This window comes from Acinetobacter sp. IRS14, from assembly GCF_034650275.1.
GTDB lineage: Bacteria > Pseudomonadota > Gammaproteobacteria > Pseudomonadales > Moraxellaceae > Acinetobacter > Acinetobacter oleivorans.
This window is the reverse complement of sequence record NZ_JAOVFN010000015.1, coordinates 25,489-44,120: the sequence shown is the minus strand read 5'-3', so window position 1 is coordinate 44,120 and position 18,632 is coordinate 25,489. Positions and strand designations below refer to the sequence as shown.

Below are 18,632 nucleotides of genomic sequence, written 5' to 3'. Positions count from 1 at the left end.
ATTGTGACGAAATTGTAGACAAAAGAGAAATAGATTATGACGGATGCAACTGCTGGCAAGATCCCTCACGTTCTGGTCATTATGGATGGTGTTGGTCACCGTGAAGCGACTGAAGATAATGCCTTTCTTGCAGCAAAAACACCGAATTTGGCGGCAATGACCGCAAAGCATCCAAATAGTCTAATTTCTGGTTCTGGCGAAGATGTTGGTTTACCTGATGGACAAATGGGTAACTCTGAAGTTGGTCATATGAACCTTGGCGCAGGCCGTGTGTTATATCAAGACTTTACCCGTATTACTAAAGATATTCGTACTGGCGACTTTTTTAAACATGAAGTGTTGATCGACGCTGTTGAAAAGGCCAAAGCTGCTAATGGTGCTGTTCATATTATGGGCTTGCTCTCAGAAGGTGGCGTCCATTCACATGAAGACCATATTGTGGCGATGTGTGAGCTTGCATTAAAACGCGGTGCAAAAGTTTATTTACATGCTTTCCTAGATGGTCGTGATACACCTCCACGTAGTGCTCAGCCATCTTTAGAAAAATTAGATGCATTATTTGCTCAATATCCAGGTCAGGGTCGTATTGCGACCATGATTGGCCGCTACTTTGCAATGGACCGCGACAACCGTTGGGATCGCGTTGAACAAGCTTATCGCTTGTTAACTGAAGGCGAGGCACTTCGTACTGCACAAACAGCAGTAGAAGGATTAGAGTTAGCTTATGCAGCCAATGAAAACGATGAGTTTGTAAAAGCGACTCGCATTGGTGATATTGCTAAAGTCCAAGACGGTGATAGCGTTGTATTTATGAATTTCCGTGCTGACCGAGCTCGTGAAATTACTCGCGCATTTGTAGAAAAAGATTTTGCTGGCTTTGAACGTAAAGTTGTTCCAAATCTTTCTAAATTTGTGATGCTTACGCGTTATCAAGCTAGCATTGATGCGCCAGTTGCATACATGCCAGAAGCTCTCAAAAATTCATTGGGTGAATATTTATCCTCTCTTGGAAAAACTCAGTTACGTATTGCCGAAACTGAAAAATATGCTCATGTAACGTTCTTCTTTAGTGGTGGGCGTGAAGATGAATATCCAGGTGAGAAACGTATTTTAATTCCATCTCCAAACGTTGCGACATACGATCTTAAGCCTGAAATGAGTGCTTATGAAGTAACTGATGAATTGGTTAAAGCCATTAACTCTGGTGAATACGATTTATTGGTTGTGAACTATGCCAATGGTGATATGGTAGGCCATACAGGTATTTTTGATGCGGCAGTTAAAGCAGTTGAAGCAGTCGACCTTTGCCTAGGACGTGTCTATGAGGCAGTTATGGCGAAAAAAGGCCACATGCTCATTACTGCTGACCATGGTAACGTTGAACAGATGCAAGACTACGAGAGTGGTCAAGTTCATACTCAACATACAACGGAACTTGTACCGTTTATCTATGTTGGCCCAACACAAGCAACAATTGCAGAAGGTGGTGTGCTTGCCGATGTAGCACCAACGATTCTCAATTTAATGCAGATTCCTGTTCCTGCTGAAATGCAAGGACGTAACCTGATTACATTATCTGCATAAACTAAAGGTGATTGGATGCTGCAACACATTAAATATAAAAAACTTATTGTAAGTATGTTGCTGTGTTGCAGCCAATTTTCTTTTGCGGCGCCAGTTGTAACAGAGAAATTGTCACCTTTGCATTCTGATTCGGAAGAACCAGAACATAGTTATGCAGAGGTGCCGATCGAGTCGATTCAACAGTTTGTACAAATCTATGGAATCGTTCGAGATAACTATGTCGATGTGAAGTCTGACGATGCCTTATTTCAACAAGCCATTAAAGGGTTAGTGAGTGGGCTAGATCGTTATTCACGTTATTTGTCGGCAGAAGAATATCGTCAACTCATTCAATATACCGAAGGTGACCTTGCCTCGGTTGATTTTGCTTTAAGCCCTGAATTACATCTCCATAAATGGATAATTCGTGATCTTAAAACAGGTTCAGACTCATATAAATTAGGCTTAAGAAATGGTCAGACGATTCTCAAGATTGATAATCAAGACTTAAAAAATTTAAACCAAGATCAGGTACTTGGTCTGCTTTACGGTTCTATTGGAAGTACGCTTCAAGTACAAGCAGAAGAGTTAAGTGGAAACATTAACTTAGTTCGTAATAAAAAAATAGAAACCGATATCGAACCTGTAATGCTACATAATCAGGTTTTAGTACTCAAAATTAGAGTATTCCAGCAAGATACGGCAAATGAAATTAAACGGTTAATTGAAGAAAATAGTTCACCACGTTTAAAAGCCGTTTTAATCGATTTACGAAATAATCCGGGTGGACTGTTATCAGCAGCAGTCGAGTCAGCAGATTTATTTTTAAATAATGGAATTATTGTTTCAACCAAAAGCCGCTCGGAAGGTAACCAGCAATTTCAGGCTTTGCCCGGCAATGAATTTCAGAATATAAAATTAGGTATATTAATTAATCATCGCTCTGCATCGGCAGCCGAAGTTTTTACTGCAGCCATGAAAGAACACCAGCGTGCATGGGTCATGGGTGAAAAAAGTTATGGAAAAGGTGTAGTGCAAAAGCTATTTCCTTTGCCAAGTGGTGCGGCACTACAAATGACAGTCTCACATTACTACACGCCAAACGGCAATATGATTGAAGGGCAAGGTATTCAGCCTAATCAGACCTATCCTTTGCCCCCAGAAATGAAAGAAGACGTCTATTTAGATCGCGTTGCAGACTTATTTCTAAAGAAAAAGTAGTTTTATACTTCTTCTCCCAATTCTGTATCTAAGCCAAACTTTTTCAGTCGATAGCGTAAAGAACGAAAAGTCATTCCTAGCTTTTTAGCTGCTAATGTTCGGTTCCAATGTGTCATATCCAATGCGTTCAATAGAAGATCTTTTTCAATATTTTCTAAGTAGCGTTCTAAACCTTCCATTGGTAGTTTTGGTCGAGTTTGGGCAATCGCAGTTGACGTGTCATTCACTGGTTGAGTGGTGATTTGAGAGTTAACACTACTGCCTCTGAGAAGAGGTGCGAGGTGTGTTAAATCAATAAATTCATCATCACTTAAGGTAATAGCTCGTTCAATCATATTTCTTAATTCACGAACATTACCCGGGAAATCTTGCTGCAATAAATAAGTTTCACCAGTTGTAGTTAATTGTTTGCTTGGAATTTCCCATTCCATACAAACTTTTTGAATAAAATGATTGGCTAATAACAAAATATCGCCACCGCGCTCACGCAGTGGCGGTAACATGATATCCATCACATGAATACGGAAAAATAAGTCCTGACGGAATTTACCTTGTCGGACTAACAAATCTAAATCTTGGTGGCTGGCACTGATTACTCGAAAATCAACATCAATTTCCTGATCTGAACCTACTGGACGAATTTTTTTCTCTTGCACGGCCCGAAGCAATTTAACTTGCATACTTAATGGCAATTCGGCAATTTCATCTAAAAATAAACTACCGCCGTGTGCCGATAAAATAAGACCTTGTTTATCTTGAGTCGCTCCAGTGAAACTTCCTTTTTTATGTCCAAAAAGTTCACTTTCCATGAGCTCGGTTGGGATGGCTCCACAGTTAATCGCAATAAAAGGGCCTTCGCTGCGATTACTCAAGCGGTGAATCAGATTAGCAACAACCTCTTTACCTGTACCAGACTCGCCTGTAACAAACACAGGAGCTTGAGAGCGGGCTATTTTTTTAATAGCTGTTCGTAAGTTTTGTATTGGCGGAGAACGACCAATTAATAGGTCATTTTCCAAAGTTGTTTCACCAAACTCATGCTCTGGTTTTGGCTGATTTAGCGCTTTTTTTAATAACTGATCTAAATGAATTTGGTTAATAGGTTTACTTACAAAGTCAAAAGCTCCTGCTTTTAACGCTGCAATTGCAATATCCATATTGCCGTATGCAGTTAAAACTGCAATTGGTGTGTGTGGGTAAGTTTGAGAAACGTGTTTAACCAATTCTAAACCGCTACCATCGGGTAGGTTTAAATCGGTTAAACATGCATCGTAATGAAACTGAGTAAAGAGTTGTTTGGCCTGTTCAACCCGATAAGCAAGATGTGTTTTAATCCCCATTCGTGCAAGAGTCATTTGCATTAAAAGGCACAAATCTTCTTCATCGTCTACAAGCAAAACCAGTGGTTGCTGTTCTGCCATTTCCCCAAAAACCTAATAAAAAAATCAATATATTATTGGGCATTCCATTCGGAAGCATGCCCCTTGTTTTTGCTCTACATAAGTGAGCTTTGCATGGTTTGCCTCACAAAAACTATGAGACAAATATAATCCTAAACCAGTTCCATTAATTTCGGTACTAAAAAATGGTTTAAATAATTGAGATATATCACGTTTTGAAACCCCTTCGCCGTAATCGATCACATCAATATAAATTTTATTTGTTTGTGAGTGAATGTTGATCAGAACATGGGATGAATCGGGTGCATTATGTCGCAAAGCATTTCTGACAAGGTTAATGAGCACCTGCCTAAGTTGTTTCTCGTCAAATAATAATTTTAAGGATGAATCGGAAATTTTAAGCTGTATAGAATGTTTAACATCTAAAAGATCTTCGTCTAATAACGTCTTTATGAAGTTGTTTAATTCAATCTGGATTGGGTAAGTTCTTTCGCTGCTGGCCAGTCCTAATGTGTCTTGAACAATACTATCGATGCGCTTTGTTTGCTTGCCAATCATACGACGTAAAGTATTTTGCTGTTCTAAATCACTATCTTTAAGTAATTCATTTGCCTGAACAATGGCTGCTAGGGGATTACGGATTTCATGTGCAATGCTGGCTGAAAGTTGCCCTAGGGCAGCAAGTTTGAGTTGTTGAGCTTGCTGATTAATCTGCTGTGCATCTTGTAAGGTGAGTAGCGTCAATGCTTGTTGTGGCACTAAAAGATGTTGCACTTTAATGTTAATAGAATAAGTCGATAGTCGCGACTCAAAAATAAATCGGTCGCCTTCTTGTAGGTTATCAAACTTAAGAATTTCAAATAAATCGGGGTGCCATTTCGCTAAAGGATATTTTTCACTGGCAAATTGAGGAGGAATCCCTAATAGAGAACAGGCAGCTGGATTGCTTAAAACAATGTCGTAGTTTTCATCTAGAACCAGATAACCTTCTTCAATTTGTTCCAAAATATAGCGGTTAATATTTTGTAGTTGATAGAGTTCTATTGATTGATGGAAAGTCAGTGCTTCAAGTAGTTTAAAGCGCTGTACCGCGATTTGCCCAATGCCATGCACCACAAAAAATAAGAAGGCTAATAAGGCACTATTACCAATCGTATTTAGATTATTGTAGTCAAATAAACTACCAACAAAACGTTGGTAAATAACGGCAATGACCGCAAGTAATGTAATGAGTAAAGACATTCTTGCGCTGAGTAAAATTGCCGAGGTAAATATAGCAATAACATACAACAAGCTGAGTTGTAGATTTGGTTCACCTACAGAAAATGTAAGTAAACTCAGGCAGATAACATCAACTACAAAAAATAAGATAAGCTGCTTTGTTGCCTGAGTTGCAACAAACTTAAAACATAAAAGCTGAAGAAGGCTTAATATGGAATAGCCGAGCAGGGTATAAGAATATAAAGCGGGTTGTTGTAGACTATTGTCGATTTGAGCATCGGTTAAAACCAAAATAATATTGAGGCTAACCGCAATAATAAGACGATATAAACCATACCACGTGCCCAAACGAAAAATCGTATGGGACAACGATGAGTTTAAAGGAAATTGCATATAAGTTGGATTATGGCTTGATCAAACCATAACGGATCGCAAGGTGAGTGAGTTTAACGTCGCTATCGATAGCGAGTTTTTCAAAAATACGGTAGCGGTAAGTATTAACCGTTTTTACACTTACAAAAAGTTTGTCCGCAATTTCCTGAGCGCTAATACAATTTACAACCATCATTGCAACTTGCATTTCTCGTTCAGATAAAGCGTCAAAAGGCGATTGTTGCGTATCAGATAGATAGGAACTCGCCAACTGCTCAGCAATATCGGCACTGAAGTATTTGCCGCCTTGCATGACTTTGTTGATTGCCCGAACCATTTCTGTAATTGGAGCACCTTTAGTGATATAGCCTTTAGCTCCTGCTTTAAGCAGAAGAGAAGGGTACGGTTCTTCTGATAAACCACTTACAGCAATAACTTTTGTGTCTGGTGCGGTTTGTAGTAAACGACGTGTCGTTTCTACGCCCCCGATACCTGGCATGTTGACATCAAGCAACACAACTTGAGGATGTTTCTGACGAACAATAGCAATTGCTTCTTCACCCGATTCGGCTTGTCCAATGACCTCTACATCGGCATGATCTTCTAACATACGGCAAATGCCTGTACGTACAAGTTCATGGTCATCCACAACTAAAACTGTAATCAAGAAGACCTCCTTTCTTTCAAAAAACAAGTTTTTTGTTACATAAAGCAAAATTAGCTTGCAATGGAATGACAAAATTAGCAATCCTATTCTTATATAGTGAGCGAATAGTTGTGCACAATTGTGTCGGTAAAAGCGTTATACCTTATACCTCAAATGTAAGGCATAATTATAGTAAGCGCAAATGTGTATCACCCTGAGTCGAGTATTGTGCCGTGAAAAATTCTAAAAAGTCTTTAATACATGTGCTAAGCATGTCTATTTTGCTTAGTTTGAGTTCAACAAGCTTTGCAGAACTCGTCAATAACCCGTCCTCAGGGAGTAGTGGTACTGCAAGCTTAAATTGGTCTTCAGCTGATGCTAGCCAATTTTTGAATGAGGAAGATGATGAGCCAACTCCACAAGGTTCAACGTCTGTAACCACGACATTGCGTGGTGGTAGTGCACCGAAAGTTATAGCATCTGCTCCTAAGCTCGCTCCAATTCGTGATACGAGTGGTTACAATGCTCAGCCGAGTGTAAGTGCTCGAGCTGCTTTAGTGATGGATGCGCAAACGGGTGAAGTGCTGTTTAGTAAAAATACCAATGCTTCTGTGCCAATTGCCTCTATTACCAAGTTAATGACAGCAGTGGTAACAGCAGATGCTCGTTTAAACATGTCAGAAGAAATTATGCTTGAGCAAATTGATTTTGCTGGGGCAAACGGTAAAAATTCAAGTTCAACACTCCGTGTTGGCGACAAAATGAACCGTGCAGAAGTATTGTTGTTTGCTTTGATGAAGTCTGAAAATCCCGCAGCGGCAGCTTTGGCGCGTACTTATCCGGGCGGTCGTCCTGCATTCGTAGCGGCGATGAATGCTAAAGCACGTGCTTTAGGTATGAATGCAACGCATTATTATGAGTCAACTGGTTTAGATCCACGCAATGTATCTTCTGCGCGTGACTTAGGAATTTTAGCGAGTACAGCTTCTCAATATGGTTTGATTCGTCAATTCTCAACTACACCAACTTATGACTTTAACTTGGGTTATCGTGTTTTGAAATCTAACAATACCAATGCTCTAGTGCGTAATGGTGGTTGGAATATTAACTTATCTAAAACAGGTTATATCAATGAAGCAGGTCGCTGTGTTGTCATGCATACGACTGTAAACTCGCGTCCAGCAGTGATTGTATTACTTGGTGAGCCAAGTACGCAGGCACGTAATAACGATGCAACTAACCTATTAGGTTGGTTAAGTAATTTACCAAAACGTATTTAATTTAAATATTCTAAAAACGCTTCTATCAAGAAGCGTTTTTTTACGGCTATAAAAAAGACATAAAAAAACGGCTGTGTTGAACAGCCGTTTTTTGAAAACTCAGATTTTACATATTAGATAAAATCGAATCTTTTACTTGGCTCATTGTCGCATCAATTGACAACATCACTGCATCAGCACATTGTTTGATTGCAGTGTCAGGATCTTTCAAGCCATTACCAGTTACTGTACATACAATGACAGAACCTTCAGCAATTTTACCTGCTTTAATGTCACGAATCGCACCGCCAATAGAAGCAGCAGATGCTGGTTCAACAAATACGCCTTCATACATAGAAAGTAAGCGTTGAGCTTCTAAAATTTCGCTGTCTTGAAGTTCATCGAACCAGCCTTTAGAGTCACGTACTACAGCTTTTGCATGGTTCCAGCTTTGTGGATTACCAATACGAATTGCAGTTGCAACTGTTTCAGGGCTTTCAACTGGAGCACCACGTAAGAATGGAGCTGCGCCAGAAGCTTGGTAACCAACCATTGTTGGTAAACCTTCAGGTTTTGGACCAGTGAATTGATCAGTAGCTGCATCATAAATCACTTGTTCAAACTGATCAGCAGGTTGGTTTGCTACAGCTTCGGTATAACCCATCCAGTGAGCAGTGATGTTACCTGCGTTACCAACAGGTAAGCAGTGATAATCAGGTGCGCGGCCTAAAGCTTCAACGATTTCATAAGCAATAGTTTTTTGACCCTGCAAACGGTAAGGGTTGATTGAGTTTACAATCGTTACAGGTGCTTGATCAGCAACTTCTTTTACAAGACGCATACCATCATCGAAGTTACCACGAATTTGCATAGTGATCGCACCATACATCATCGCTTGTGCCATTTTACCCATTGCAATTTTGCCTTCAGGAATCAAAACAAATGCTTTGATACCTGCGCGTGCAGCATAGGCAGCAGCAGCAGCAGAAGTGTTACCAGTAGATGCACAGATAATCGCTTTAGAGCCTTCTTCAACCGCTTTGGTTACAGCCATGGTCATACCACGGTCTTTAAATGAACCAGTTGGGTTTAAGCCCTCATATTTCACATAAATTTCAACATCTTTGCCAATAATACGTGGAATATTCTCAAGTTTAATGAGTGGGGTGTTGCCTTCACCCAAAGAGATAGCACGAGTAGTTGCCGAAACTGGCAAACGGTCACGATAACGATCTACAAGACCAGTATAACGATTGGCATTAGACATGATGGTGTTCCAATTAGAGGTGAAGCGGGAGAGGGAATCTTTCCCTCAACCTGATTAACTATCGAGCGATTCTAAACGAATTCTTACGATTTCGCCACGAATTGCAGGTAATGCTTGGATTTGTGCAAGAGCCTCATCCATTTTAGATTCAACGATTGGATCGGTCAGAATCACGATTGGAATAAGGTCTTTTAAACGGGATTGTTGCATGATGGCATCAATACTAATTCCAGCGCGACTTAAGATGGTAGTAACATCTGCAAGTACGCCAGTTTGATCTTCTGCATTTAAGCGGATGTAATAACCGGTAGTCATTTCTTCACGACTTAAAATTGGCACATTTGTTAATGCTTCAAAAGCCAACTGAGGAATTGTTCCTGCACCGTCTTCGGTATAAGAGATGTCACGAACAATATCAATTACATCAGCAACAACAGCAGAAGCTGTTGGACCAGCACCAGCACCAGCACCGTAATAGAGCGTTGGGCCTACAGCATGCGCTTGAACTAAAACAGCATTTTTAACGCCGTTTACATTCGCAATAAGCTGTTCATCTGGAATGAGCGTTGGGTGAACACGTAGTTCAATACCCTTTTCAGCACGGCGTGCAATTCCTAGGTGTTTAATGCGGAAACCAAGTTCTTCTGCATATTTCACATCTTGTGCAGTGATTTTACTGATACCTTCGGTATAGACCTTATCAAACTGAAGAGGAATACCAAACGCACAAGACGCTAAAATTGTAAGCTTGTGCGCAGCATCAATACCTTCAACATCAAAAGTTGGATCTGCTTCTGCATAACCAAGTTCTTGAGCTTCTTTTAATACATCATCAAATGCACGACCTTTTTCACGCATTTCAGTCAGAATAAAGTTGCCTGTACCATTAATGATGCCTGCCAACCATTCAATATGGTTTGCAGCAAGACCTTCGCGGATGACTTTAATAATTGGAATACCGCCAGCAACTGCTGCTTCATAAGCAATTTGTACAGCATTATCTTCAGCTGCTTTAAATAGTTCATTGCCATGTTCAGCGAGTAACGCTTTATTTGCAGTCACGACTTGTTTGCCGTGTTTGATTGCTTCCATGATAATTTCGTAAGCAGGATGGATACCACCCATTACTTCTACAACCACATCAACGTCTGGTTGACGAACGATATCAAGTAAATCTGCGCTTTGTTTAATCCCTTCCAATTCTAGATCTGGACGAGGACGGCGTGTTCCAACGTGGGTAATTTGAATTTCTCGACCGGTGCGACGTTTAATTTCAGCGGCATTTTCTTGTAGTAGTTTAAGGGCTCCTCCACCTACGGTTCCTAGACCGAGTATTGCCAGGCGAACTGGTTTCACGTCACACTCCATTCATCATTTAATCATTTAGTTGAAGCTAGATCATAGCTAAAAAAAACGCCAGACTCTAGCGCTTTTAGTGCCTGTTCAATGAATTAGAGTGCGATGTTTGGAAAAGAAGAGTAGATCAGTCTTTAAACACAGATAGTTAAAGCATTATTTATTGAAAAAACAAAGCGCTGCAATGAGAGCAGCGCTTTTTGTAAGAGATAGATGATTAATCATTCATCAACTTTAAGTAGATTATTTATCCAGACGTTTAATTAATTCATCTGGTGTTAGATATCCACCTAAGTACTCGCCATCAACACTATAAATAGCAGGTGTACCATTTACACCCATGTTTAAGCCAAGTTGATACTGCTCTCGAACAGGGTTTTTACATTGAGCGGGCGGAATATTGACGCCTTGTACTGCTTGGCTAAAGGCAGCTTTACGATCTGCACTACACCATACAGCTTCCATGGTCGGCATAAATTGCTCACCACGTGGCCAAGCGATATAGCGTACTTCAATACCCTTTTCATTAATTTCGGGAATGTGCTCATGTAATTTATGGCAATAAGGACAACTTGCATCGGTAAACACATAAATCACATGTTTAGCCTTACCTTTTGCAGGGTAGACGATGAGATCTTCATTTTTTAAAGCAGCAAGATGCTTTTTGTTTTCTGAAGCTTGAAGATTATCTCCAATATTATGAAGCTCTTTGCCTCCTAATCGGATTACATCACCCTGAATTAAATATTTTCCATCACTGGTGGTATAAATCGATGTCATTCCTTCGAGATTTACCCAATACAAATTAGGAACTTCTGTCGGCTTGATATCTAAAATTTTGGCGTTGATATTTGCATTCTTAAATTGTTTCTGCAAAGTTTCGATCAAACGCTGCTTATCATTACGTTCGATAATGGTTGAAGCTTCCCCAGTAGCAGGTGCAGTCGCTGTGAGCGCATCTTCTTTTTGTGGTTTGTTTTCTTTAGAACAAGCACTGAACAAAAGGCTAGATGCCAGAGCGCAGGCAAGAAAAATTTGAGAGCGGGTAAAAGACATAGATAACCCTTATTTCATCAGTATTTATAGTCAGAAGCTGCTAAGCATAACAAAAAATCTAATGTGTATTGTTAAAACTTTCTTAACCTTTGTGAACGAAATCAAACGATTGATATGAAATATTTACTTTGAGCTTCACAGCTTTATCATCCTCTAGGGTGATGTTTTTCATGTAATTGTTGCATTCGTACTTGTGCAACATGTGTATAGATTTGTGTTGTAGATAAATCGCTATGACCCAGTAACATTTGTACTACGCGTAAGTCAGCGCCGTGATTAAGCAAGTGTGTCGCAAAGGCGTGACGTAAGGTGTGAGGTGAGAGTTCAGCTTGAATATTGGCTTGAAGCGCATAGCGTTTAATGGCATACCAAAAGTTCTGCCGACTCATAATTCCGCCATGTTGGGTCAAAAAAAGATAGTCAGTCGAGCTTTTGTAGAGTTGAGGCCGAGCATTATGCAAATAGCGTTCTACCCATTCACAGGCGAATTGTCCTAACGGAACTAAACGTTCTTTATTGCCTTTACCTGTAACACGTAAATAGCCTTGCTTTAAATTAATGAGCTCTAATCGCAAGTTAAGTAGTTCTGAAACACGTAAACCACACGCATAAAGTACTTCAAACATTGCTCGGTCACGTAAGCCAAGTGCTGTATTGATATCGGGTGCTTGAATCAGTGCTTCAACATCTTCTTCAGATAGATCTTTGGGTAAGGCTCGTCCAATTTTTGGAGAATGGTGGGTTGCTACAGGATTATCGCTTCGTAATTTCTGTTCACGTAAAAATTTGTAAAACTGGCGTAGAGCAGATAAGCAGCGAGCAATCGAGCGGGGGCTTTTCCCGACTTTGGTCAACTCAATTAAAACATCAGCAATATCATCACTTGTCCACTGTGGAAGAGCTGTTTTTTGATGAAGTTCACTGCATTGAATGAGGTCGGATAAATAAGCATTTCGTGTATGAGGACTTACTGTCTGTGCAACTAAATAGTCTCGAAAACCTTGTAAAAAGCTTAAATGTTCAGGAATTTGAACTGGGCTTGGAATACGCGGTTTTTTATTCAACATACACTAGATCCTCTAAACCTCTGTACTTTAAAAGAAACTTTAAGGTTTGTCGATTAAACTGAATAAGAAGTGAAATTTAACCTTATTTGGTAATTATTCTCATTTATATGTATACTAGAAAAAAAGGTTTAGGATCGGATGCGGTGCGTTTATCAGCTTTAAAAGTGAAGCAAGCGGCGACCATCACCAAAGTGAATCGGATAGAAGTAGAGTCCGAGCAGCAAGATTTGGTCGCAATTCGTTTGGAAAGTCTGGGCTTTGTACCAGGCACACGAGTGGAAGTGATTACCAAGGGTATTTTTGGTGGTGATCCGATCTTGATCCAAATTGGCTTTACTCGTTTCGCTTTACGTAAAGCAGAAGCGGAAAAAATTGAAATTTTAGTAGAAGAAGGAGTACCCGCATGAGTGATGCGTTACGTATTGCCCTTGTGGGAAACCCGAACTGTGGTAAAACCTCTCTTTTCAACCATTTAACTGGAACTCGACAAAAAGTTGCAAACTATGCGGGCGTAACTGTTGAGCGTAAAGTAGGTCATTTTCAGTTACCGTCAGGTCGAGCAGTGCGTGTACTCGATTTACCGGGTACATATAGTCTAAATGCAACTAGTCCTGATGAAGTTATTACCCGTGACGTTTGTTTGGGTAAGATTGCAGAAGAAGGGCAGCAAGATGCGTTTTTGTGTGTGGTTGATGCCACTAACTTAAAATTGCATTTAGGACTGGTGCTCGAAATGATCGGGCTAGGCCGCCCGATTTTACTTGTACTGAATATGATGGATGAAGCGCGTCGTCGTGGCATCCAAATTAATACTCAAAAGTTATCTCAACGTTTGGGTGTACCTGTTGTTGAAACAGTTGCTGTTCGTAATGCGGGTATTGAAAATTTATTACATGCCCTTGATCAAGAAAAATACAGTGTGCCACAAACCGAACTGAGTGGTTTAACTGGGACTCATCATCAAAAAATCGATATGATTTTTAAAGATGTTGTTCATTATGTTGAGCAGGGTGATAAGCGTACTGATTTTCTAGATCGAATTTTCTTGCATCCAGTTTTAGGCCTGCTTAGCCTTGCGCTCATGATGTTTATTGTGTTCCAAGCAGTTTTTGCGTGGGCAGCTCCATTCATGGATGGCATTGAAGGTTTCTTCGGCTGGTTGGGTGAAGTAATCGGAAGCGTGATTACACAGCCCCTACTACATAGTTTGGTCGTTGATGGAATTATCGCGGGTGCTGGTGGCGTAGTGGTATTCTTGCCACAAATTCTGATCTTGTTCTTCTTCATTTTAGTATTAGAAGAATCGGGCTATTTACCGCGTGCAGCATTTTTGCTTGATAAATTAATGTTTCAAGCTGGTTTAAGCGGACGAGCCTTTATTCCTTTACTTTCAAGCTTTGCTTGTGCAGTACCGGGAATCATGGCAACGCGTAGTATTAGTGACCCTCGTGATCGCTTTACGACCATTATGGTTGCGCCATTAATGACTTGTTCGGCACGTTTACCTGTATATGCTCTGCTGATTGCTGCATTTATTCCAGAGAAAATGGTCTGGGGTATTTTCAACCTACAAGGTCTGGTGCTATTCGGTCTCTATATGGCTGGTATTGTGAGTGCGCTTTGTGTTTCATTTTTAATGAAATTCTTCCAAAAAGATAAGTCTCAACATGCCTTATTGCTAGAGCTGCCGAGTTATCGTTTCCCTGATTTAAAAAGTGTGGGAATTGGTTTACTGGACCGTGCAAAGATCTTCTTAAAACGCGTCGGCGGAATCATTTTTGCGCTCTCTATTTTGCTCTGGTTTTTGTGTACTTTCCCACAACCACCAGAAGGGGCGACATTACCTGCTATAGATTATAGTTTTGCCGGCATGCTCGGACACCTTATTCAACCTTTATTTGCTCCAATTGGTTTTAACTGGCAAATCTGTATTGCTTTAATTCCAGCTATGGCTGCGCGTGAAGTTGTGGTTGCAGCATTAGGTACGGTTTATGCCTTGTCTGCAACGAGTGACGATGCTGTAGCACAAGGTTTGTCACATCTGATTAGTGCAGATGGCACAGGTTGGTCTTTGGCAACAGGATTGTCGCTTTTAGTGTGGTTCATTTATGCCCCACATTGTTTGGCTACGTTGGCAACAGTACGACGTGAAACAGGTTCATGGAAACATGTTGCTGCCATGACTGCATATCTGTTCGGTTTGGCTTATTTGGCATCGTTTGTTACCTATCAAATTGCTTCCCACTATTGGGGTTAAGGCAAGAAAGGAGGTTGTATATGATTCAATATCTGATTATTGCGGTTGTAGTGAGTTGGAGTGCGGTTGTTGTTTTTAAGAAAGTATTTCCAAAAACAGCAAATTCAGTCTTTTCTTCACTCTCTGTATTTTGTGAAAAGCAGGGTTGGACAACTTTGGCAAAATGGCTTAAACCAAAAATGACTTTTGGTTGTGCTGGTGGCTGTGGTTGTTCAAGCGAAGATAAACCTACCAATACAGTTCAAGAAATTAAGCCAATTAAATGGCAATAAATTTAGTATTTCCTGTTTCGTTTAAAAAGCCATCATATTGATGGCTTTTTTACGCACTGACACAAAAAAAGATGAATAAAGTTCAAACTGAAAAAGCATTCAAAACAGCAAAGTGCTAACATTTTTGCCATTCTGTCGATTGATAAATTGTGGGGCAAAAATGTTAATACAACGTGGTGGATTAAAAGTTGTCGCAGGCTTAGGAATATCAGGTGTATCTGCTGTTAATTTCCTGCATGAACAAGGCTACCAAGTTGCAGTAACGGACTCTCGTCCAACCCCTCCTGGCCATGACCAGATTCCAGCTGGTGTTAAAACCAGTTTTGGTCAACTTGACCAAGAATTATTATTACAAGCAGAAGAAATTATTTTAAGCCCAGGCCTTGCACCGCAATTACCAGAAATTCAGGCAGCTATTGCTCAAGGGATTTCAGTAGTAGGCGACATTCAACTATTACGCCGTGCGACTGAAGTGCCTATTGTGGCTATTACGGGTTCTAATGCCAAAAGTACCGTAACGACTCTAATTGGTTTAATGGCTAAAGATGCGGGTAAAAAAGTTGCTGTGGGTGGAAACCTAGGACGCCCAGCTCTAGACTTGCTAAAAGACCAACCAGAGTTGCTTGTACTTGAGCTATCAAGTTTTCAGTTGGAAACCACATCACATTTAAATGCTGAGGTTGCTGTGGTTCTTAACATGAGTGAAGATCACCTAGATCGTCATGGCGATATGTGGGGTTATCACCAAGCAAAACACCGTATTTTCCAAGGCGTTAAAAAAGTTATATTTAACCGTGATGATGCTTTAAGTCGCCCTCTTGTTCCAGATACAACCCCAATGCAAAGCTTTGGTCTAAATGCACCAGACTTAAACCAGTACGGTGTTTTAAGAGAGGGTGATGGCGAGCTTTGGCTTGCACGTGGTTTGCAGCGTTTAATTAAAAGCTCAGATTTATATATTCAAGGCATGCACAACGTAGCCAATGCTTTAGCTTGTTTGGCATTAGGTGAAGCAATTGGTTTGCCTATGGAATCTATGCTTGAAACGTTAAAACAGTTTAAAGGATTAGAGCACCGCTGTGAGTATGTGAGAACTGTACATGATGTACGTTATTATAATGACTCTAAAGGGACTAATGTTGGTGCTACACTTGCTGCAATTGACGGTTTAGGTGCTGCAATTGAGGTTAAAAAAGGTAAGGTTGCCTTGATTCTAGGTGGGCAAGGTAAAGGTCAAGATTTTGCTCCATTACGTTCTTCTATCGAAAAATATGCCAAAGTTGTGGTATTGATTGGTGAAGATGCTCCAGTTATTGAACAGGCTATTCAAGGCGCAACCAAAATTTTGCATGCAGCAACGCTTAAAGAAGCTGTAGAGCTGTGTCAACGTGAAACACAAGCTGAAGATGTGGTGTTGTTATCACCAGCCTGTGCAAGTTTTGATATGTTTAAAAGTTATAATGACCGTGGTCAGCAGTTTGTTGCCTGCGTCAATTCGTTGGTTTAAAGAAAACATGATTAGGAATGTAGTATGGCAGGCTTAGCTCAGACCACAATCCAGAAAATCAATCATTGGTATGAACGGATATTGCCTAAATGGCCAGCGGAAGTGACGCCACGTAATGTCCTGATTTTCTGTGTCGTTGCATTGTTGTGTATCGGTTCAGTGATGGTGGCGTCTGCTTCGATGCCCTATGCTGAATATATGCATGAAAACCCGTTTCACTATGTGATTCGTCATGGTATTTCGATTGTCGCTGCGGCTGTGGTGGCATATTTGACCTATCGGATATCACTCAATACGTGGTTTAAAAATACTTTTCCGCTGTGGCTGTTGACCATGGTTCTGCTACTTGCTGCTTTGGTGGTAGGTTCAGAAGTGAACGGTTCTACACGTTGGATTAAGATCGGTGGCTTTACTTTACAGCCAACCGAGGTTGCCAAAGTCATGATGGCAATCTTTACCGCAGACTACGTTGTACGCCGTGCCAAAGAGGTTCGTACTCATTGGAAAGGCTTATTACGTTTAAGTGGGGTTATGGCAATTACGGTTGGTTTGATTATTGCTGAGCCTGACTTGGGCGCTACGATCGTAATTGTATTGATGATGGTCGGGGTATTCTTTTTAGCTGGTGCACCGCCAACACAGTTCTTAATTATGTTAGGTGCGATTGTAACCGGTATCGTATTTTTGATTTTGTTTGAACCATATCGTTTCCAGCGTTTGATTTCATTTACTGACCCATGGGCAGATCCATTAGGGGTGGGGTATCAGTTATCAAATGCATTAATGGCCTTTGGCCGTGGTGAGTGGTTTGGTACAGGTTTAGGGCACAGTGTCCAAAAGCTATCTTATTTACCTGAAGCGCATACTGACTTTATGTTGGCGGTGTTAGGTGAAGAGTTTGGTTTCTTTGGTATTTCTATTGTCATTGGTTTGTCTTTCTTGATGTTGGCATGCTGTATCAAAATTGGTCATCGTGCATTGAAACATCATTATCTTCGCGCAGGCTATTTAGCTTACGGTATCAGTATTATTTTCTTGCTCCAGATTTTGGTAAATGCGGGCATGAATATGGGTTTGATGCCGACTAAAGGTTTGACTCTGCCATTTATTAGTTATGGTGGTACATCTTTAATGATGTGTGCTGCGATGATTAGCTTGATCTTAAAGATCGATGCTTCAACCCAAGAAGTGAACCCAGAAAGGGAAGAATCAAACTTCTAGTTAAGTATTTAGGCGAGAGAAAACCCGATTTGATATCGGGTTTTTTTATTTATAGATATGTTCCGCTGAGCTCTTGCCCATGTGGAATTAAATCAACATTCCACTGTGCTACTGCCTGCTTTAGCATCACTTCGGGGCGGTCTAAATCAACGCTTGGTTGGCCTAGTGCTTGTATGGCTTGTTGTAGTAATTGAGGAGCTTTAGTTAAATCGAGTGCTTGAGCAAGGTTTTGTTTAGAAAGCTTTTGCCCTTGATCATTCATGGCGAGAGGGAGGTGCATGTAGCTCAGTTTAGGGTATCCTAAGAGCTCGCTAAGCCAGATCTGACGTTCGGTGTTATCTAATAGGTCTGAGCCTCGAACGACATGGGTGATGCCTTGCAGATAATCATCCACGACGACAGCAAGTTGATAGTTAATAATCCCATCACGGCGTTTAAGAACAAAGTCTCCAAGGTCATGTTGCAGGTTAGAACAATGAAGTCCTTGTAGTCGGTCATCAAAACAGATTTGTTGATCTTTAACTTTTACGCGAATTGCTTGGTCTTGAAAATCAAGATTAAGATTGCGGCATGTGCCCGCATAGATTGCATTTGAACCCAGCATTTTGCGTGTACATTGACAAGCATAGATTAGACCCTCTTTTTTAAGTTGATTTAGTACACTTTCATAAATGTCTAAACGGTTTTTTTGAAAGATGATTTCTGCATCGGGTTCGAACTGGAAGGCTTCCAGTGAGGTGAGGATATGCTCTTCACTGCCCGGATAAATACGAGGGATATCTGTGTCTTCGACACGAACCAGCCATTTGCCTTGGTGAGCTTTAGCATCACAATAACTGGCGACAGCGGTAATGAGTGATCCAAAATGCAAAGGGCCGGTTGGCGAGGGCGCAAACCGACCTGAGTATGAAAAGCTAGGCTTTTCTTGAGTAGCTACAGCGGTCATA

Annotated in this window: 16 protein-coding genes; 8 read left to right on the top strand and 8 right to left on the bottom strand. The window is 40.6% G+C overall.

Annotated elements, in window-relative coordinates:
• Positions 1-36 precede the first annotated feature (36 nt).
• On the top strand, positions 37-1,584 hold the full coding sequence (gene gpmI, locus ODQ17_RS13325; RefSeq protein WP_174727225.1) for a 2,3-bisphosphoglycerate-independent phosphoglycerate mutase: 1,548 nt from the start codon (positions 37-39) through the stop codon (positions 1,582-1,584).
• Positions 1,585-1,599: 15 nt separating this feature from the next.
• Positions 1,600-2,784 (top strand): S41 family peptidase, encoded by a 1,185-nt coding sequence (locus ODQ17_RS13320; RefSeq protein WP_322904278.1) that lies wholly within the window; start codon positions 1,600-1,602, stop codon positions 2,782-2,784.
• Positions 2,785-2,786: 2 nt separating this feature from the next.
• Here the strand turns inward: ODQ17_RS13320 and ODQ17_RS13315 are convergent, their stop codons facing one another.
• Genes ODQ17_RS13315 through gacA form a run of 3 tightly spaced genes read right to left on the bottom strand, consistent with a single transcriptional unit; the run spans position 2,787 to position 6,444 of the window.
• The gene (locus tag ODQ17_RS13315; protein ID WP_224970289.1) at positions 2,787-4,205 is read right to left on the bottom strand and encodes a sigma-54-dependent transcriptional regulator; all 1,419 of its coding nucleotides are present in this window, start codon (positions 4,203-4,205) and stop codon (positions 2,787-2,789) included.
• A 24-nt stretch (positions 4,206-4,229) separates the two neighbouring features.
• Complete coding sequence (locus ODQ17_RS13310; RefSeq protein ID WP_322904273.1) at positions 4,230-5,798, bottom strand: sensor histidine kinase; 1,569 nt, start codon at positions 5,796-5,798, stop codon at positions 4,230-4,232.
• Positions 5,799-5,808: 10 nt separating this feature from the next.
• The gene (gene gacA, locus ODQ17_RS13305) at positions 5,809-6,444 is read right to left on the bottom strand and encodes a response regulator transcription factor GacA (RefSeq protein ID WP_003654436.1); all 636 of its coding nucleotides are present in this window, start codon (positions 6,442-6,444) and stop codon (positions 5,809-5,811) included.
• 212 nt (positions 6,445-6,656) lie between these two features.
• Here gacA and pbpG point away from each other — a divergent pair, with 212 nt between their 5' ends.
• On the top strand, positions 6,657-7,703 hold the full coding sequence (gene pbpG / locus ODQ17_RS13300) for a D-alanyl-D-alanine endopeptidase PBP7/8 (protein ID WP_128825344.1): 1,047 nt from the start codon (positions 6,657-6,659) through the stop codon (positions 7,701-7,703).
• 106 nt (positions 7,704-7,809) lie between these two features.
• Here the strand turns inward: pbpG and thrC are convergent, their stop codons facing one another.
• The 4 genes from thrC to xerD all read right to left on the bottom strand — a co-directional run bounded on the left by thrC (position 7,810) and on the right by xerD (position 12,428).
• Entirely contained in the window at positions 7,810-8,949 is a 1,140-nt protein-coding gene (gene thrC / locus ODQ17_RS13295; RefSeq protein ID WP_004795157.1) for a threonine synthase, read from the bottom strand.
• A gap of 54 nt (positions 8,950-9,003) precedes the next feature.
• Positions 9,004-10,305 (bottom strand): homoserine dehydrogenase, encoded by a 1,302-nt coding sequence (locus ODQ17_RS13290; protein ID WP_004795155.1) that lies wholly within the window; start codon positions 10,303-10,305, stop codon positions 9,004-9,006.
• A gap of 243 nt (positions 10,306-10,548) precedes the next feature.
• Complete coding sequence (locus ODQ17_RS13285; protein WP_005301646.1) at positions 10,549-11,361, bottom strand: DsbC family protein; 813 nt, start codon at positions 11,359-11,361, stop codon at positions 10,549-10,551.
• Positions 11,362-11,507: 146 nt separating this feature from the next.
• A complete protein-coding gene (xerD, locus tag ODQ17_RS13280) occupies positions 11,508-12,428 on the bottom strand; it encodes a site-specific tyrosine recombinase XerD (protein WP_322904256.1) in 921 nt (306 codons plus the stop codon).
• A gap of 143 nt (positions 12,429-12,571) precedes the next feature.
• On the opposite strand from xerD, the gene ODQ17_RS13275 reads away from it, so the two are divergent.
• The 5 genes from ODQ17_RS13275 (at position 12,572) to ftsW (ending at position 17,685) form a co-directional block, all read left to right on the top strand.
• Positions 12,572-12,835 (top strand): FeoA family protein, encoded by a 264-nt coding sequence (locus tag ODQ17_RS13275; protein WP_013199126.1) that lies wholly within the window; start codon positions 12,572-12,574, stop codon positions 12,833-12,835.
• Positions 12,832-14,685, top strand: a complete 1,854-nt coding sequence (gene feoB / locus ODQ17_RS13270; RefSeq protein ID WP_005301651.1) for a ferrous iron transporter B — start codon at positions 12,832-12,834, stop codon at positions 14,683-14,685. The genes ODQ17_RS13275 and feoB overlap by 4 nt, the downstream gene beginning before the upstream one ends.
• Positions 14,686-14,705: 20 nt before the next feature.
• Entirely contained in the window at positions 14,706-14,957 is a 252-nt protein-coding gene (locus ODQ17_RS13265) for a DUF6587 family protein (protein WP_013199125.1), read from the top strand.
• 160 nt (positions 14,958-15,117) lie between these two features.
• Positions 15,118-16,464 carry a UDP-N-acetylmuramoyl-L-alanine--D-glutamate ligase gene (gene murD, locus ODQ17_RS13260; RefSeq protein ID WP_322904251.1) on the top strand — a complete coding sequence of 449 codons (1,347 nt, stop codon included), beginning with the start codon at positions 15,118-15,120 and terminating at the stop codon, positions 16,462-16,464.
• Positions 16,465-16,488: 24 nt separating this feature from the next.
• Positions 16,489-17,685 (top strand): putative lipid II flippase FtsW, encoded by a 1,197-nt coding sequence (gene ftsW, locus ODQ17_RS13255; protein ID WP_004795141.1) that lies wholly within the window; start codon positions 16,489-16,491, stop codon positions 17,683-17,685.
• A 49-nt stretch (positions 17,686-17,734) separates the two neighbouring features.
• Here ftsW and gluQRS read toward each other — a convergent pair whose 3' ends face one another.
• A complete protein-coding gene (gene gluQRS / locus ODQ17_RS13250) occupies positions 17,735-18,631 on the bottom strand; it encodes a tRNA glutamyl-Q(34) synthetase GluQRS (RefSeq protein ID WP_322904249.1) in 897 nt (298 codons plus the stop codon).
• Position 18,632: the final 1 nt, after the last annotated feature.

Excerpts from the sequence above, each read along its gene's own strand:
- gpmI (WP_174727225.1), top strand. The coding sequence starts at position 37 with ATGACGGATGCAACTGCTGGCAAGATCCCTCACGTTCTGGTCATTATG.
- ODQ17_RS13320 (WP_322904278.1), top strand. The coding sequence starts at position 1,600 with ATGCTGCAACACATTAAATATAAAAAACTTATTGTAAGTATGTTGCTG.
- ODQ17_RS13315 (WP_224970289.1), bottom strand. The coding sequence starts at position 4,205 with ATGGCAGAACAGCAACCACTGGTTTTGCTTGTAGACGATGAAGAAGAT.
- ODQ17_RS13310 (WP_322904273.1), bottom strand. The coding sequence starts at position 5,798 with ATGCAATTTCCTTTAAACTCATCGTTGTCCCATACGATTTTTCGTTTG.
- thrC (WP_004795157.1), bottom strand. The coding sequence starts at position 8,949 with ATGTCTAATGCCAATCGTTATACTGGTCTTGTAGATCGTTATCGTGAC.
- ODQ17_RS13285 (WP_005301646.1), bottom strand. The coding sequence starts at position 11,361 with ATGTCTTTTACCCGCTCTCAAATTTTTCTTGCCTGCGCTCTGGCATCT.
- xerD (WP_322904256.1), bottom strand. The coding sequence starts at position 12,428 with ATGTTGAATAAAAAACCGCGTATTCCAAGCCCAGTTCAAATTCCTGAA.
- feoB (WP_005301651.1), top strand. The coding sequence starts at position 12,832 with ATGAGTGATGCGTTACGTATTGCCCTTGTGGGAAACCCGAACTGTGGT.
- ODQ17_RS13265 (WP_013199125.1), top strand. The coding sequence starts at position 14,706 with ATGATTCAATATCTGATTATTGCGGTTGTAGTGAGTTGGAGTGCGGTT.
- murD (WP_322904251.1), top strand. The coding sequence starts at position 15,118 with ATGTTAATACAACGTGGTGGATTAAAAGTTGTCGCAGGCTTAGGAATA.
- ftsW (WP_004795141.1), top strand. The coding sequence starts at position 16,489 with ATGGCAGGCTTAGCTCAGACCACAATCCAGAAAATCAATCATTGGTAT.
- gluQRS (WP_322904249.1), bottom strand. The coding sequence starts at position 18,631 with ATGACCGCTGTAGCTACTCAAGAAAAGCCTAGCTTTTCATACTCAGGT.